We start from the raw sequence: 15574 nt of genomic DNA, 5'->3' as shown, positions 1-15574 counted from the left end.
ACATTCAATTAAGAGGGGTCACGTTATGCGGATGGATAAGCTCACCTCAAAATTTCAAATGGCTCTGGCTGATGCGCAATCCTTAGCCTTAGGTCGAGATAACAGTTTCATCGAACCTGAACATCTCATGAAGGCTTTACTTGATCAGCAGGGAGGGAGCTGCAGACCCTTACTGACTAAAGCAGGCGTGAATCTGTCTCAGTTACGCACATTGATAGATCAGGCATTGGATAAACTTCCCAAAGTTTCCGGAACGGGGGGAGAAATTCATATTTCCAATGCCTTGGGGCGCTTGCTAAATCTTACTGATAAATTGGCACAACAACGCAAGGATAGTTATATTTCAAGCGAATTATTTATTCTTGCTGCAATGGAGGAGAACGGTAATCTCGCGCGCTTGTTAACTCAGGCGGGTGCAAACAAGCAGTCTCTGGAGAAAGCTATTAATGATATGCGTGGAGGTGAAACAGTCAATGACCCGAATGCTGAAGAACAGCGTCAGGCCCTGGAAAAATATACCATTGATTTAACCGAACGTGCAGAGCAAGGAAAACTTGACCCTGTTATTGGCCGTGATGATGAAATTCGCCGGACCATTCAGGTTTTACAGCGACGAACTAAAAATAATCCGGTGCTTATTGGCGAGCCCGGTGTAGGTAAAACAGCAATTGTTGAGGGTTTAGCGCAACGAATTGTAAATGGTGAAGTTCCGGAAGGTTTAAAGGACAAGCGTTTATTATCTCTGGATATGGGAGCATTGATCGCAGGCGCCAAATTTCGTGGTGAATTTGAGGAGCGTTTAAAAGCAGTCTTAAATGATTTGGCCAAGCAGGAAGGACAAATTATTCTTTTTATTGATGAATTGCATACCATGGTAGGTGCTGGAAAAGCCGAAGGGGCAATGGATGCTGGCAATATGTTAAAGCCCTCTCTGGCCCGCGGTGAATTGCATTGTATTGGTGCAACAACCTTGGATGAATATCGCCAATATATTGAAAAAGATGCTGCCCTTGAACGCCGATTCCAAAAAGTTTTTGTCGACGAACCCAGCGTAGAAGATACCATTGCTATCTTGCGAGGATTAAATGAGCGTTATGAAGTACACCATGGTGTAGATATCACTGACCCTGCTATTGTTGCAGCAGCCACACTGTCTCACCGCTACATTACGGACAGACAACTTCCCGATAAAGCCATTGATTTAGTTGATGAAGCAGCCAGTCAAATTCGTATGGAAATTGACTCCAAACCAGAAAGTCTGGATAAGTTGGAAAGACGTTTAATTCAGTTGAAAATTGAAAGGGAAGCGCTCAAAAAAGAAAGTGATGAAGCCTCTAAAAAACGCTTGACCGATTTAGAACAACTCATTAACGAACTGGAAAAAAATTACTCCGATCTGGAAGAGGTTTGGAAAGCGGAGAAAGCCACTTTACAAGGCGCTACGCAGATTAAAGAGGCGCTGGAGCAAGCAAAAATTGAATTGGAAACCGCAAGACGAGCTGGTGATTTAGCTCGTATGTCGGAATTGCAATATGGACGGATTCCTGAGCTTGAAAAGCAACTTGCGCAAGTGGCAGCCGCTGAAGCCAGTGAAACCAAATTAGTACGAAACAAAGTCACGGAAGAAGAAATCGCCGAAGTTGTTTCCAAGTGGACTGGTATTCCCGTCGCTAAAATGCTCGAAGGTGAAAAAGAAAAACTATTACATATGGAAGAAGCCCTTCATCAACGTGTTATTGGTCAAAATGAAGCGGTTGAAGCCGTGGCTAACGCTATTCGTCGTTCACGTGCTGGACTGTCCGATCCAAAACGTCCAATTGGTTCCTTTCTATTTCTTGGGCCAACAGGAGTGGGTAAGACAGAACTCTGCAAAGCCTTGGCTGGCTTTCTTTTTGATACGGAAGAAGCCATGGTACGAATTGATATGTCTGAATTCATGGAAAAACATTCTGTTGCCAGGTTAATCGGCGCCCCCCCAGGCTATGTCGGTTATGAGGAAGGTGGCTACTTAACAGAGGCTATACGCCGGCGCCCCTATTCTGTCATTCTACTGGATGAAATTGAAAAAGCGCACAGTGATGTGTTTAATATTCTGCTTCAGGTCCTGGATGATGGTCGTTTAACGGACGGTCAAGGGCGTACAGTGGATTTTCGTAATACTGTCATTGTTATGACCTCTAATTTAGGCTCTTCTCTTATCCATGATATGGGAAGCAAACTGAATTATGAGCAAATTAAAACTGCGGTCATGGATATTGTGAGTCAGCATTTCAGACCCGAATTCATCAACCGTATTGATGACACGGTAGTGTTTCATCCATTAGGAAAAGCACAGATTGCCGCTATTGCCTCTATTCAAATTGAATTGCTGCGGCAACGTCTGTTACAACAGAATATTTCATTGGAATTAACTTCTGAGGCCCTGACTCATTTGGCTGAGGCAGGGTTTGATCCTGTCTATGGAGCAAGACCTTTGAAACGAACCATTCAGCAAAAACTTGAAAATCCTTTGGCACAGGCATTATTGACAGGCCAATTCAAATCCGGGGATGAAGTTAAAGTGTCCTGGAAGGATGGACGGCTACATTTTGGGACCAAGTAATAAGGGAAAAAGAGTCATAGACTTATATGGCTCTTTTCTTACTTCCATTGTGCAGCAGGATCTAGCTTAATTCTAGTTTAAAAAAATGAGAAGACTTCCTCTTCCTTTTCTTTTAAACGCGACAGCTTATTTAATTGCTGTTGCAACTCCTTATCCATATGCTCATAGCCAGTGTCCGCATGCCAACATTTATAGTTAATAGCAGGTATGCCTGGAATAGTGACATAATTGTGAAAGGCAACTAATCCCCACTTTTTCGTCTTCTCATCCAGTTGATTAACACCTTGCGCCGCGATAGCATGATTAAGAGCATCTTTTAATTCAGGCTTATCCGCTTCGCTCCGCGATAAGGCCAAAATATATGCCCCCAGCAAAGCATATTGACTATTCATTATCAAAGCCTCTTGCACATAATCCTGAAAGCTTAGATATTTATCTTCTGTTCTAATTGGCGATGAATTCGAAATTATCACTTTGGTAAAGACTCCTTTAGAAGTCACCATATCAGGTAATACCAATTTTAAAGTTTCTTTCGCGGCTTCATTAACCGCAGGATGAATAGTATCAAGCAATTCAGCCACATCTTCACTTGTCAGCTCTTGAGCAGGAGATTTTTTTAATTTGTTGGAAACTACAGATGAAAGCTTTGGTAAAACCTCTAATGCATTATTATCCATTGTTCGGAATGAAACTGCTACCGATTGTACAAAAGAAATGATTTTTAATTGAGCAGTTATGGGTTGAGCTATTGCACGCGCATCACGAATAATGGCTTTAAGGTTTTTATAAAAATCGACATCCTCTTTGATGTAGGGAAATTGATCACCGACTTTTTGTTTTTTGCCTATAGTAGTGACTACCTCTTGCTCAAGATAGGCTAAATAGGCTTCACAGCAAGTTGCAATCGTTTCAGCATCAAGTTGTTGCTTATCGAATTCAAAATCTTCTTCCAAAATCTGATAGGTGCAACTATCCTTCGGAGAATAACCAAAATAGGAATAATATTTTGGCTTATAAGACTTTTTAATACGCAAAAACCGATAAATGACAGCACCCAGTAGAATGTTGTGAGCCTGATTAATTTCCTGCACACTTCCCTCTTCAGGTAGCTTAGGAAGTAACAAACTAATACATGCACTTTGATCAAGTCTTAATCCCCGTGTAGTATTGACTAAAAGTCCTGATTTTTTGTTTACTTTCTCATTATATTTTTCAGGAAAAGAACTCACTTTTTGACGCACTTGCTCATAGGTAGGAGGAATATAACGATTGATTAATTTGTTGAATGTATCGTGAAGGATGTTTGTATTGTTGTGTAAATAGCGATAGCCTGGGAGTTTGTAGCCCATATGTTCTCCTTAAAATAGGCCTTTAATTCCTATTCTTGTCATTAATCCTGAAAATAAATTGTCCCAAGATAAACTGGCGGTAATCTGCTCTTTTTGCGTATGAAGGTTTCCTTGCATGTTGGTGGGGAAAGCTTGAAATAACTTGTATGTTTGCTGATATTGATTACTTTTTTCATAAACCCAATTGCAAAAATCATCCAGCTCCTCAAGGCAGGCCTTATAAAATTCTGGTTTAAGTTCATTTAAAGAAGTAATCCCAAGATGCTGCTGAAATAATTTCAGTAAAGGTTTATTTAAGTAACTTTGCAAAAGACTATCATATTGATACCAAACATAGAGATAAATCCCAACTAGAACAAGATATCGGGTATGAGGAGTAATTGCTTTCCCCGCACTGGTTATACCTCTGTAAAAATCAAGACATTCTGCTATTTGCTGAATTAAATCGGCATCATTAAATAATTGTTGATTGGTAAGAGAAGGAAGACAGGTACAAAATAAACCGCCATAAGTCACTTGTTTGCCTAATGCATGAGTTAGCAGGACCGTTAAATTTTTGGCGTTATGTTGCAAATCCTCATACATTGGCATGGTTTTCTCCTTGCAAGCCCTTCGCCCGCACCTAACACAGCGAGCCTGCCACCCAAAGCCATCCTTGGGAACCTTCTTTTTTTATAACAATCTGCCAAAGAATTTGCAACAATTGAATGATAAATCTTCATTTGCCAAATTTTAAATCAATTTGCAAGACTAAATTTTGATGAATATTATCAAATCCTCGATTACTCATAATTAACACAGCATCACCGGGACGAGTTTCCTCAACTACCGCAGCAATGATAGTACTCGCATCGGGTAAAATTTGATAAGGACACTGCCAGTCGTGAATGACTTTATCAAGGCTAAAATGCTCCGGGTTCAACACATAGACATGATCAACAGCTGATAAAGCTTGAGCCATTGCCCCTGCATGTATCCCGGTTTTCATGGTATAAGAGGCAAACTCTAAAACCGCCAATATTCGCTCATGACGACCGCTGTTTTTTAAAGCGTTAACCGTTTTTGTTATTGCAGTAGGATGGTGAGCAAAATCATCATAGACAGTAACTCCGTGCCGTTCCGATTTAATCTCCAGTCTGCGTTTGACAGGTTTGAATTCTGCCAATGCACGGGCTGCAGTCTCAATATCTACTCCGGCATGGTAACTCGCAGCAATCGCTGCCAAACCATTTTCAACATTAAATTGACCAATTAAAGGCCAATTCACTTCAGTCACTGGTGTACCTTTGTACCAAATACGAAAGGCTTTTCCACTGTCCTCAAGTATTTCAGCGCGCCAGGTCGCATGCCCCTTGAAAGCCAGCTCTTCCACTGCTGAAAAAACACCTTGCGCTATAACCTGATTAAGCGCCACATCATCTCGGGGTTTAATGACTACCCCCTTTCCAGGAATAGTCTTCAGATAATGGTGAAATTGCTGTTGAATTGCTTCCAGATTGGCATAGATATCTGCATGATCAAATTCAAGATTATTAAGAATGGCCACTTCAGGTCGATAATGCATTAATTTAGGCCGTTTATCAAAAAAGGCACTATCGTATTCATCCGCCTCAATGACAAACCATTCTCCCCGCCCTAAAAAAGCGCTAGTATTAAAATTTGGAGCAACTCCCCCAATGAGAAATCCAGGATTAAGACCAGCCTGCTGAAGAATAAATGCCAGCATGGAAGTTGTTGTTGTCTTCCCATGGGTGCCAGCAACGGCCAATACACGATAACGAGGTAATATATTTTCAGCCAACCACTGGGGGCCTGAAATATAATTTTTTCCGGCATTAAGTACTGCTTCCAGTACTGGCATTCCTCTCTTAATTGCATTTCCTATAATCACCGAGTCTGCTTTTAAGGCTTGAGCAGTATCCTCATAGCCTTCTGTCCACTCAATCCCTTTGGCTTTTAACAGATCACTTACCGGAGGATAGCAATTCGCATCACAACCAGTCACCTTATAACCTGCTTCACGCGCCAGAATAGCCAAGGCACTCATGAAGGTTCCGCCAATTCCTAGGATATGTAAATGCATAATTTTTCTCATCGCCAAAAGGACACAGTTAAAATATTACAGGCTAATAATCCAAAACTTGCCAGAACAGCAGTTAAATTATCTACCTCTAATGCCAGCTTATACACATGAACCGTCACCAAAAACTGCCATACTGTTAGAATTAGAGTCAAAATCAGATAGATTAAACCTAATAATAGAGCCAAACCATGACTTACTTTGGCTGCAGCCAAAGCCGGGGCAACAATCAATAAAGGCAAAGCAAAAACATGTACTATGAAATGACTTGCCAGCAGCGAAGTTAGGGATTGAATTAGTCGATTAACTTTGTCGTTAAGCTTTAACAATAAAAAAGTAAAAATAAAATAAACAATAATTAAACTTAGCCCCGCAGCGATTGAACTTGTTATTTCAAACTGCTGTTTTATGTCTGCCATATACCACTGCAGCACAATTAGAATAAAAAATAAAAAGGCTACAAAAACCAATAAAGGTACCGAATAAGGTGTGTTGGCAGGACTTTCCTTAAAGGTAGCCACTTGCCAATAACATTGTAAAACTGCCTTCCACATGACGAATCCTATAATCTGCTTCAACCATTAGATTTTTTTATAATTTTGACCTGTTGCACGATAGGTTGTCGCCAGGGGCCTGAAATTTTGTAGGTATAGCCGCTTATTCTTTGCATCCCCTGATTAATAAGTTTACTGGCTACCCATGTAGCAATGCCTGCAATAGGTCCTCCAGCAATCGTTGCTACTACTGGAAGGCTGGCTGTAATATGTGGATTAACTTTTAAATCAAGATCATAATATTGTTTGGCAATGTCCAGATTTCCTTTCATACTGGCATAAGCAACAGGTCCATCAATGTAGCTGTCCCTGGTTGTCATTACTCCTTTGTCAATCATAAAGCTTCCCTTAAACTCATCGAAACTATATCCATCCTCAGATAAATCACTAAAATCAAGCTTAAGACGACGAGGGATAGTCTGCAGGCTCAGAATACTGAGCAATTTCCCCAAGCCAAGTTTTTCTTCCGTTTCAGGACTTAGATTAGTAATGCGGCCATCTTTAAACCGCATTGCCATTTGCCCATGAAGCTTGGATAAAGAAAAATTATAGATTGCACCAGGCCAACCACCTCTAAACTGTACATCGCCTTTGTTAGCTTCAACCACCGGACTTATTTTCCACTCCTCCAAACTTTTAGCAAGATTGGTGATATGTAAATCTGCCTGTAATTGAGTGGTATTAATTTTACCCTTTCCTTCCCAGCTACCTCTGGCGGTGAGCTCATAAAATGGGGATTTGATTTTACAAGAATTAAGTTCCCATCGATTTTTAAAGGCTTTTGTTTTCAGTGCAACATCACCAAGATTTAAACCCTTTACCTGGAGTGAAGCAATCCTTAAGTCAAAATTGGGCAAATCAGCAGGTTTTAATGTGGAAGCAGACGTGAAATCAATAGGATGATCAAAGTCCAGTTGTAGCCTTTCAATGAATCCAGTGACTGTATTACTAGCCGGTTGATAGCGAAGATTGGCTGCAATTTTTTCTTGCTCTAAGTGAATTGACCAGCTACTTTCATTGTATTTTTGCGCCCTAAAAGATAGATTTTTATAACTTTGATTGAAAACTTTGGCAAGGCCTAATTTAATATCAACTAAATGGATTGCATCAGGAATATTCTGTTGATTATTGGTTGTCATTTTTTCTTTTACACGAAGCCATTGCTGCAAATCAAATTCCGGCAAGATACCCAGAATTTGTAAACCATGCCGTTGTTCATGGCTAACAATATTCTTATCCCCTAAAATAATTTTTCCTTTTTGCAAGGCAAAATTGCCTTTATTGCCGGAAAATAATAAATCACTGCTAAGACGACTGGCATAATTAAAGCGTAATCGCACTGCTTTTTGCGGGTTAAAATCAATATCAATATTTAAGGGAGCCTTGCTTTCCTTGGTTTTTCCCAAAGGAGGTGGCAAATCAATGGCTAAACCCTGTAAGGAAGTTTGAATTCGCAAATGATCCAAATCACCGGGTTCATCGGTAATCGTCAATAAACTCTCTAGCCCTAAAGAACCCTGCATGAGTGAAAACACAGGTAGTTTAAATTTGTCTCTTAGAACCGATATATCCGTTTGGCCTTTAACGCTTACTTTCGTTGAAGGCGTTGGTCCTTTAATGGTTTTAATTAGAATAGCAACTGGATTCCCCAAGAGAGAAGCCTGAAGGTTACTATCAAGGACACTGTCTTGATCAAATTGCAGAGTTCCCGAGAAATTTTTCAATTCGATATCGTCCACTGCATGATGTACTTTTACATGGTTTTTATTAAAAGCAATATCTCCTAAAGCCAATATGTCATCATTCTCAGGATAAAGTGGTGCCTCTAATTGTAAATCTAAAGCTAACGGTCCATTTATTTCCAACATATTTAAAGCAGATAGTTTTTTCTTCAGAGGTGAAGATCGTACATAGGTTAAAGCCTTTCTCGCCTCTGTTTCTGCCTTGGTATGAATTAATAATGTTTCGCGATCTAAACCCAAATTATTAAGACGTACATTACCCTTTTCAATTGCAATTCCCTGAAGATTGGCATGCACAATGCTTGCTTCAAGAGTTCGTTTATTGACATTCAAATAAGCTTCAATATCCCGAGTTAGAGGCCAATTAGGAGCAAAAACCAAATCCACGCCTGACAGATAGCTCTTAATCGAGAACTCACCTGGTTGTGTGTCAAAAGGAAAATCTTTCATATTACCATTGATGGTCAACTCCCCCGTAGCTTTGGCAATATGTTTAACCTCATTTTTAAGCCATGCATTCAACTTGGGCTTTAAATGCCTGGAAGGTAAATAAGTCATCCATTCCTCGGCATGATTAGCAGAAAATTCTGCTTTCAAACGCACAGCACCTAAAGAATCTTTAGTAACTTCATCAGCAACTCCCTGAGCACTCAGCAAAAGATAAGGATGACTGATAATAAATCGCTCCATACTTACCCGTAAGCCTTGGTCTAACTCCTTCCAATCAAAAGCAGCATTGAACACAGGAAAATTAACAGGAGGCTGATCTTGAGGAACAACCAGGGTGTTTTTACTATCAAATTCCAACCGACCCTCGTTAGGCTGCCAATAAATCACACCCGATAAATTTTCAATACCGGGATAATTGTTATTCGACAACCAGCCAAGATTTACAAAACGCGAAAGAAGATAATCAACCCTTTTTGCATTAATTTGGAGCTGTGTATCATGCAGTTCACCAAAAGGTTTTATAGCCAAAACAGCATTCATTGATTCAGGCCAGGCAATCGACGTTGAAAATAAAGACTGCAATAAAATATTTTTAATATATACAAAATAATTTTGCGTACTTGGTTGATAACGCACTAAAAAAGAATTTTCCGGCCATGAAATACCACCCAACCGCAAACCGATGTGATCACCGGCAAGTTGCCACCCCCCCTTCTTTTGAGGCTTCCAGGCTAGATTGGCGCGCAACGACTGTATTAATTGATCTTTTTCTGTTTGACTATCGCCCCAAGCCAAATGATCAAAATTTAATCTTGCTTGCGCATTTGCAAACTTTCCTTTGCTAACATCGGCCCATAGCTGGATATCTCCTTTTCCTCCCATTGCCCGAAAGCGTGCTTGAGGCATAAATTGTTGCCATTGGGCAGGCAATAACTGATGAGCTGCAAAATAAATATGACCTGATGTATTATTTAATGTCTCAGCATTTAAATCCAGGTCAGCTAATAATTCAAAATGAGTTGCGGTAGTCTGTCCCAGGTGTGCATTACCTTTTATACGATAACGCCCTGAGTGGTTGGCAATACTTAAATCCAAATCATCAAACGGAATTAGGGCGCCATTTTTAAAATAAAAATTGGCTGAGATATCTTTTAAAATAATCTTTTGTTGCCCTAAAATCCACTCCATCACTGGCTTTAAAGCTTTAAAATCAAAAGTCATCTTCTGTTTATTAGCAATGCCATCAATTTCCCAGCCATTGTCTGTCTCATGCAAACTTAAATGTAAGTCATCGATATACAATACCCCGGGCTGAATTTGCCAATGCCATAGTGAACTAAAGAGATTGATACCTACAAATAATTTTTTTAATTTGAGAACAGCTTTAGTACCATCCAATACTTCAACTTGCTTTAATTTAATGACAGGTTCAAACCAGTACCACCCCGTTTCCATAGCATGAATGGTCACAGGTTCACCTAACAAAGCAGATAGATGACGCTCTACATCAGTTCTGTATTGTGTGGCCCACGGAGTTAATGCACGGAAAAGGCTAGAAATAACCGCGGCAGCAATAATTAGGATGGCTAGCAGCATCCAGCATCGTTTAATTAATTTATTCACCGCGTTTTATATTAAAGTTAATAGTTGAACTTTTACTATACCATTGCTTTTGCGCGTACTCATCACTTTCTTTCTGTTCCATTCGTTCCTGTTTTAAATGTTGTTGCTCTTCCAAACGTTCAAGCAAGCGCTTCACAGCATCTTGCTCTGATTTCGCCTTTTTGTACATAGCCTCATAATGCGACCGTTGTTTTGCAAGCTGTGCCAGATGCTGGTTCAGTTGGCTCAAAACTGTATCCAGTTGTGCAATAAAATCAATTCGGTTACGCATACGCCCTACCATACACCCTGCATTACCCAAATTATGAAGCTGTTGCACATAATCTTGACGATATCCTAATAATTGGTTGTGACGTGATTTATCCGATAGAAATTGCTCGCGTGCTCGCAGTAAGTTTTCCATGGCTACTTTAGTAGCTCGATCTTTTACAGCTAATAATTTTAACAAACGTTCCTTGCGTGAGTTCATGATTTAGCTTCTTCGTCCAGTAAAGCTGCCAAATGATCAAGCCATTGCAGACTAATCGTAAAATCTACTTTTTCGTCCATATGCTGAACGATATATTCATTAATTTTATCACGAAATTTGATTGCTTTGTCTAATTGTTTATCATTTCCTTTCGAATAGGCTCCTAATAAGATGAGATCTTTATTCTTTTCGTAAATCGCTAAATATTTTTTTACTAAAAGCATCTGCTTTATTTGAGCTTCTGTAGCAACATTCGGCATGACCCGACTAATGGATGCTTCAAGATTAATGGCTGGGAATTGTCCTGCCTCAGCCAATTCTCTGTCTAACACGATATGTCCATCAAGAATTGCTCGTGCCGCATCAGCAATTGGATCTTGCTGATCATCCCCTTCAGCTAATACCGTGTAGAAGGCAGTAATAGACCCACTACCAGGCTTACCGTTACCCGCACGTTCCACCAATTGTGGTAGTTTGGCAAATACTGAGGGCGGGTAACCTTTCGTTGCAGGGGGCTCTCCAATCGATAAGGCGATTTCACGCTGCGCCTGAGCAAAGCGCGTGAGGGAGTCCATAAGTAATAAAACATGCTTTCCTTGATCACGAAAATACTCCGCAATACTCGTAGCTACCATTGCGCCATGCAATCGCATCAAAGGACTTTCATCAGCAGGGGCAGCCACTACAACAGAACGTCTAAGACCTTCTTCTCCGAGATTATGCTCAATAAACTCTTTAACCTCTCGCCCACGCTCACCAATTAATCCTACCACAACAAGATCAGCTGCGGTAAAACGGGTCATCATACTAAGGAGCACTGATTTTCCCACGCCACTACCTGCAAACAGACCGATTCGCTGACCGCGCCCGACTGTAAGTAGTCCATTAATCGCTCGCACTCCTACATCCATAGGCGTATCAATTGCGGCTCTTTTGAGAGGGTTAAACGGTTGACTAATTAAAGGATAATTTTCTAATGTTTCAACTTCTCCTTTATCATCAATAGGAATTCCAGCACCATTGATAACTCTTCCCAATAAATTATATCCGACACCTACTTGTGCTACTTTACCGCTAGGAATAATAAGCATCCCTGGTCCAATACCTTGCGTATGCCCAATAGACATTAGATAAGCATTTTTATTATCAAATCCAACTACTTCAGCTTCAACCTGGTCTGTTTGATTAATTTTTACCCAACATCTTGCTCCTACCGGTTGGTGAAAACCTCTCGCTTCCAAAGTAAGTCCCACTGCTCTGCTGACTCGACCACAATGAAGCAGACCTGTAGCAGGCTTTAAGCGCAAATTGTTTAACTTCTTTATTAATTGCGACTCATAGCAGGCCATTGTGAGAATCTTCGTCTTGGGAGTTCGTTGCTGTTTCAGACAATTCCTTTTTAAAGATTTGCTGTAAGCGCGTTTTTAGTCGTCCATCCAGTTCGCTATAATCACTTTTTAAGTAAAAATCGCCCCTTTCCAATTTTTCATCAGCGATAAGGATATTATTTAATTCTGCAATCTCCTGGTCATTGAGCTCACTGCGCAGCAATTGAACATCAATTGGATTCATAAAGAGCTGCCTTTCTCCTTGAAGAGTAGGTAATTCCTTTTTTATATCTTCAAGGAGCAATAATAGTTTCTCAGGGTGGATAGATAGTTCTATTCCAATACAAACTTCACATACCCATGTAATTGTTTGGATCAATTCATGGCTGAGTTTTTTATCAAGGAGAGCAACAGGCTTTTTAAAGAAATGAAACCAGGCCAGTAATTCCTGTTTTTTTGCCTCCAGTTCAAGTGCAGCTTTTTGTAGACCTTCCTGATAACCTTGCTGTTTTGCCTCCTCACGTAGCTTTTCACACTCTTTGGCAAATTCCTCCTCAGGATTGATTTCTACAGCAGGCTTAAGCTCAGGCATTTTGAGTTCCCAAATATTAAACTCCTCTTTGTCCTTCTCTTGATAGAGCGGTTGAAACTCATTTTTCACGTGTAGCCTCTATTGTCTGTCTCTAATGCTAAAGACTCGCGGATGTAAGTCACGGTCGTTACATCCTGAGTACTGTTATCACTTAAATCATCTCATCGCCACCTTTCGTACCCAAGGCAATCTTTCCTTCCTCAGCAAGACTTCGTGCAATCGCCAGAATGTCTCGCTGTGCTTTTTCAACTTCACTCACTTTTACAGGGCCCTGCATCTCTAAATCATCCCTTAACAGATCAGCAGCTCGTTTTGACATGTTGTCAAAAATTTTTTCTTTTACAGGTTCTGTTGTTCCTTTAAGTGCCAGCATAAGTTGTTCAGTAGAAACATCACGTAGTAGGGTCTGAACGCTACGATTATCCATATCCACCAGATTTTCAAAGACAAACATTTTGTCTTTGATCTTGTCACACAGTTCAGAATCCCATTCCTGGATTCTATCCAACACATCAGTTTCTACGGAACCTTCAAGAAAATTAATAACATCAGCTACACTTTTAATGCCACCCGCAGAGGCAGTTTTCCCCACTTTCTGCCCACTTAGCTGCCGCTCAATGACATGACCGAGTTCTGAAATAGCCTCTGGTTTTACAGTATCAATAGTGCACATGCGCAGTAAAACCTCTGCACGCTTCTCAGAAGAGAAGTAACTTACTACCTCTGCTGACTGCTCGCTATCCAGATGAATTAAAATTGTGGCAATAATTTGTGGATGTTCATTGCGGATAACATCAGCAATTAAGCGTGCATCCAGCCATTTAAGACGATTAAGTCCACTGTCTTTATCAGAAACAAGGATTCTATCAATAAATGGAATGGCATTTTCTTCGCCTAAGGCATTAATCAAGACTGTTCTAAGGTAGTTTTCCGCATCCACAGTTAAGCTGGTTTGATCTTCAATGGCATTTAAAAACTCACCCAGAACACCCTGCATTTTGGCTTTACTCACACTGCTCATGGTAGAAATAGCCATTCCTACTTTTTGCACTTGCCGTGGTTCAAGGTGCTTTAGTACCTCGGCAGCATTTTTCTCACCCATACCTAAAAGTAAAATTGCAGCCCGTTCTATTCCATCCATGTTTATCCTCGTTCAACCCAGGTTTTTACTACTTGTGCTACCCGTTTGGGTTCTTTATCTACTACCTGGCGTAGTAATGCCAATTGTGATTCATAATCATTGGCGATAGGTAATAGATTTTGTTGTGCCTGATAAGTCAGTTCAGGTTGTTGTTCAGGCTCAGGCTCTTCTTTCTGCTGACCAACCAAGGACTTAAACAAGGGTCTAAACAGTCCAAAAATAAGTGCCAGCACAAAAAGAGCAGCGCCAATTTGTTTTATTATTGACCAAAACAAATCCTTCTGCCAAAAATGCGGTTCGGGAATTGGATCGATAGGCTCAGGCTTAACAAAATGACTATTTAATACATTGATGCTATCACCACGTTTCGGATTGATGCCAATTGCATTAGCAACCAGCATTTTAATTTGATCAATTTCGGCAGGAGTCAGTGGTTGTGTTTCCATTTGCTTTGTCTTTGGATTTAGCACTGCTCTATCATCTACCAAGACAGCCACAGTGAGTCGCTTGATAGTTCCTGGTTGATTTTTTGTATGACTGATAGTCTTATCCAGTTCAAAATTTTTAGTCGTCTGCGTCCGAAAGTCATTGCCCTGGGCTGTATCGGTATTATTACTTATTTGATTATTGTCATTATTGTTGTTTTTATTAGGTTGTAATGCAGCATTGGCTGGAGGCGTATTGGATAAAGCACCAGGGACTCCACTCGGTGTAGACCCTACATTGCGCTTTTCTTCCATTTTTTGCTCGCTACGCAACGACTGAGATTCAGGATTGTACATCTCCTGAGTTTGTTCAAAGGCAGTAAAATCTATATCAGCTGAGACTTTTGCCTTAACGCGACCAAATCCTAAAAGAGGCGTCAAGATATCCTGAATTTTTTGCACATATTGATGCTCTAGAGTTTGTCGATACTCCATATAACGCTCAGTATGGGTAAATAATGTTTGCCCCGCTCCCTCGCTTAGCAGTTGGCCATTTTGATCAACCACTGTTACTTTACTGGCCGAAAGACTTGGAATACTTGATGCGACCAGATTAATTATGGAGGCTATAGTCTGTTTTTTAATCTCTACCCCAGGATATACATCAATAAAAACTGATGCACTCGGTTCACGGTTATCCCGGATGAAAGCAGATTCACGCGGAATGGCCAAATGGACACGTGCTGACTTCACGTCATGGAACTGGCTAATAGTACGTGCCAATTCAGTCTCTAAAGCTTGTTTGTAACGTGCGTTCTCCATAAACTGACTGCTGTTAAAGGTATTTTTATCGGCAAATAGCTCATAACCTGCACCATTACCCCGCGGTAATCCTTCTGCAGCCAGTTTAAGACGAGCATTCTGTGCTTCATCAGCAGCTACTAGGATTGTCCCTTGATTTTTATCCACTTTAAAAGCAATGCCATTTCGCTGTAATGAGTCAACAATATCCGCTGCATCGCGTGTACTGATTTCATTATATAAAGGCATGTAATTAGGCTCACGTGACCACAAAACGACAGCCACTCCAATCGCAACACTGGCTGCAAGTCCAAGTATTAACCCTATTTGTCGCGGAATAGATAAATTTCCAAATTTTGCAGCAGCAGCTGAAGCATTATCCGCCAACGTCATGATAACTCCTGTCCCTTATGAGATA

General features: G+C 40.5%; 11 protein-coding genes. 1 reads left to right on the top strand and 10 read right to left on the bottom strand.

The window, feature by feature from the left end; genetic code table 11:
- The first annotated feature begins 25 nt into the window (after positions 1-25).
- Positions 26-2602 (top strand): ATP-dependent chaperone ClpB, encoded by a 2577-nt coding sequence (gene clpB, locus clem_RS04255; RefSeq protein ID WP_094090483.1) that lies wholly within the window; start codon positions 26-28, stop codon positions 2600-2602.
- Between the two features lie 77 nt (positions 2603-2679).
- Here the strand turns inward: clpB and clem_RS04250 are convergent, their stop codons facing one another.
- The 10 genes from clem_RS04250 to fliF all read right to left on the bottom strand — a co-directional run bounded on the left by clem_RS04250 (position 2680) and on the right by fliF (position 15549).
- The gene (locus clem_RS04250) at positions 2680-3951 is read right to left on the bottom strand and encodes a hypothetical protein (protein WP_094090482.1); all 1272 of its coding nucleotides are present in this window, start codon (positions 3949-3951) and stop codon (positions 2680-2682) included.
- Between the two features lie 9 nt (positions 3952-3960).
- Complete coding sequence (locus clem_RS04245) at positions 3961-4542, bottom strand: hypothetical protein (RefSeq protein ID WP_094090481.1); 582 nt, start codon at positions 4540-4542, stop codon at positions 3961-3963.
- A 127-nt stretch (positions 4543-4669) separates the two neighbouring features.
- On the bottom strand, positions 4670-6034 hold the full coding sequence (gene mpl / locus clem_RS04240; protein ID WP_094090480.1) for a UDP-N-acetylmuramate:L-alanyl-gamma-D-glutamyl-meso-diaminopimelate ligase: 1365 nt from the start codon (positions 6032-6034) through the stop codon (positions 4670-4672).
- Positions 6035-6042: 8 nt separating this feature from the next.
- Positions 6043-6585, bottom strand: a complete 543-nt coding sequence (locus clem_RS04235; protein ID WP_094090479.1) for a hypothetical protein — start codon at positions 6583-6585, stop codon at positions 6043-6045.
- Positions 6586-6605: 20 nt separating this feature from the next.
- The gene (locus clem_RS04230; protein WP_232505558.1) at positions 6606-10400 is read right to left on the bottom strand and encodes a YhdP family protein; all 3795 of its coding nucleotides are present in this window, start codon (positions 10398-10400) and stop codon (positions 6606-6608) included.
- Complete coding sequence (locus tag clem_RS04225) at positions 10393-10869, bottom strand: flagellar export protein FliJ (protein ID WP_094090477.1); 477 nt, start codon at positions 10867-10869, stop codon at positions 10393-10395. The genes clem_RS04230 and clem_RS04225 overlap by 8 nt, the downstream gene beginning before the upstream one ends.
- Positions 10866-12218: a flagellar protein export ATPase FliI gene (gene fliI / locus clem_RS04220; RefSeq protein ID WP_094090476.1), complete on the bottom strand. Its 1353-nt coding sequence runs from the start codon at positions 12216-12218 to the stop codon at positions 10866-10868. Before fliI ends, clem_RS04225 begins: the two co-directional genes overlap by 4 nt.
- Positions 12205-12858, bottom strand: coding sequence for a FliH/SctL family protein (locus tag clem_RS04215; protein WP_094090475.1), 654 nt, complete (start codon positions 12856-12858; stop codon positions 12205-12207). Before clem_RS04215 ends, fliI begins: the two co-directional genes overlap by 14 nt.
- Positions 12859-12940: 82 nt before the next feature.
- Positions 12941-13930: a flagellar motor switch protein FliG gene (gene fliG / locus clem_RS04210; protein WP_094090474.1), complete on the bottom strand. Its 990-nt coding sequence runs from the start codon at positions 13928-13930 to the stop codon at positions 12941-12943.
- Between the two features lie 2 nt (positions 13931-13932).
- Positions 13933-15549 carry a flagellar basal-body MS-ring/collar protein FliF gene (fliF, locus tag clem_RS04205; protein WP_094090473.1) on the bottom strand — a complete coding sequence of 539 codons (1617 nt, stop codon included), beginning with the start codon at positions 15547-15549 and terminating at the stop codon, positions 13933-13935.
- Positions 15550-15574: the final 25 nt, after the last annotated feature.

Source organism: Legionella clemsonensis (assembly GCF_002240035.1).
GTDB lineage: Bacteria > Pseudomonadota > Gammaproteobacteria > Legionellales > Legionellaceae > Tatlockia > Tatlockia clemsonensis.
Note: the sequence above shows the minus strand (reverse complement) of the source record. Positions and strands in the feature narration are given on the sequence as shown.

Bases quoted from the DNA above. Each gene is read 5' to 3' on its own strand.
- clpB (WP_094090483.1), top strand. From the start codon at position 26: ATGCGGATGGATAAGCTCACCTCAAAATTTCAAATGGCTCTGGCTGAT.
- clem_RS04250 (WP_094090482.1), bottom strand. From the start codon at position 3,951: ATGGGCTACAAACTCCCAGGCTATCGCTATTTACACAACAATACAAAC.
- clem_RS04245 (WP_094090481.1), bottom strand. From the start codon at position 4,542: ATGCCAATGTATGAGGATTTGCAACATAACGCCAAAAATTTAACGGTC.
- mpl (WP_094090480.1), bottom strand. From the start codon at position 6,034: ATGCATTTACATATCCTAGGAATTGGCGGAACCTTCATGAGTGCCTTG.
- clem_RS04235 (WP_094090479.1), bottom strand. From the start codon at position 6,585: ATGTGGAAGGCAGTTTTACAATGTTATTGGCAAGTGGCTACCTTTAAG.
- clem_RS04225 (WP_094090477.1), bottom strand. From the start codon at position 10,869: ATGAACTCACGCAAGGAACGTTTGTTAAAATTATTAGCTGTAAAAGAT.
- fliI (WP_094090476.1), bottom strand. From the start codon at position 12,218: ATGGCCTGCTATGAGTCGCAATTAATAAAGAAGTTAAACAATTTGCGC.
- fliG (WP_094090474.1), bottom strand. From the start codon at position 13,930: ATGGATGGAATAGAACGGGCTGCAATTTTACTTTTAGGTATGGGTGAG.
- fliF (WP_094090473.1), bottom strand. From the start codon at position 15,549: ATGACGTTGGCGGATAATGCTTCAGCTGCTGCTGCAAAATTTGGAAAT.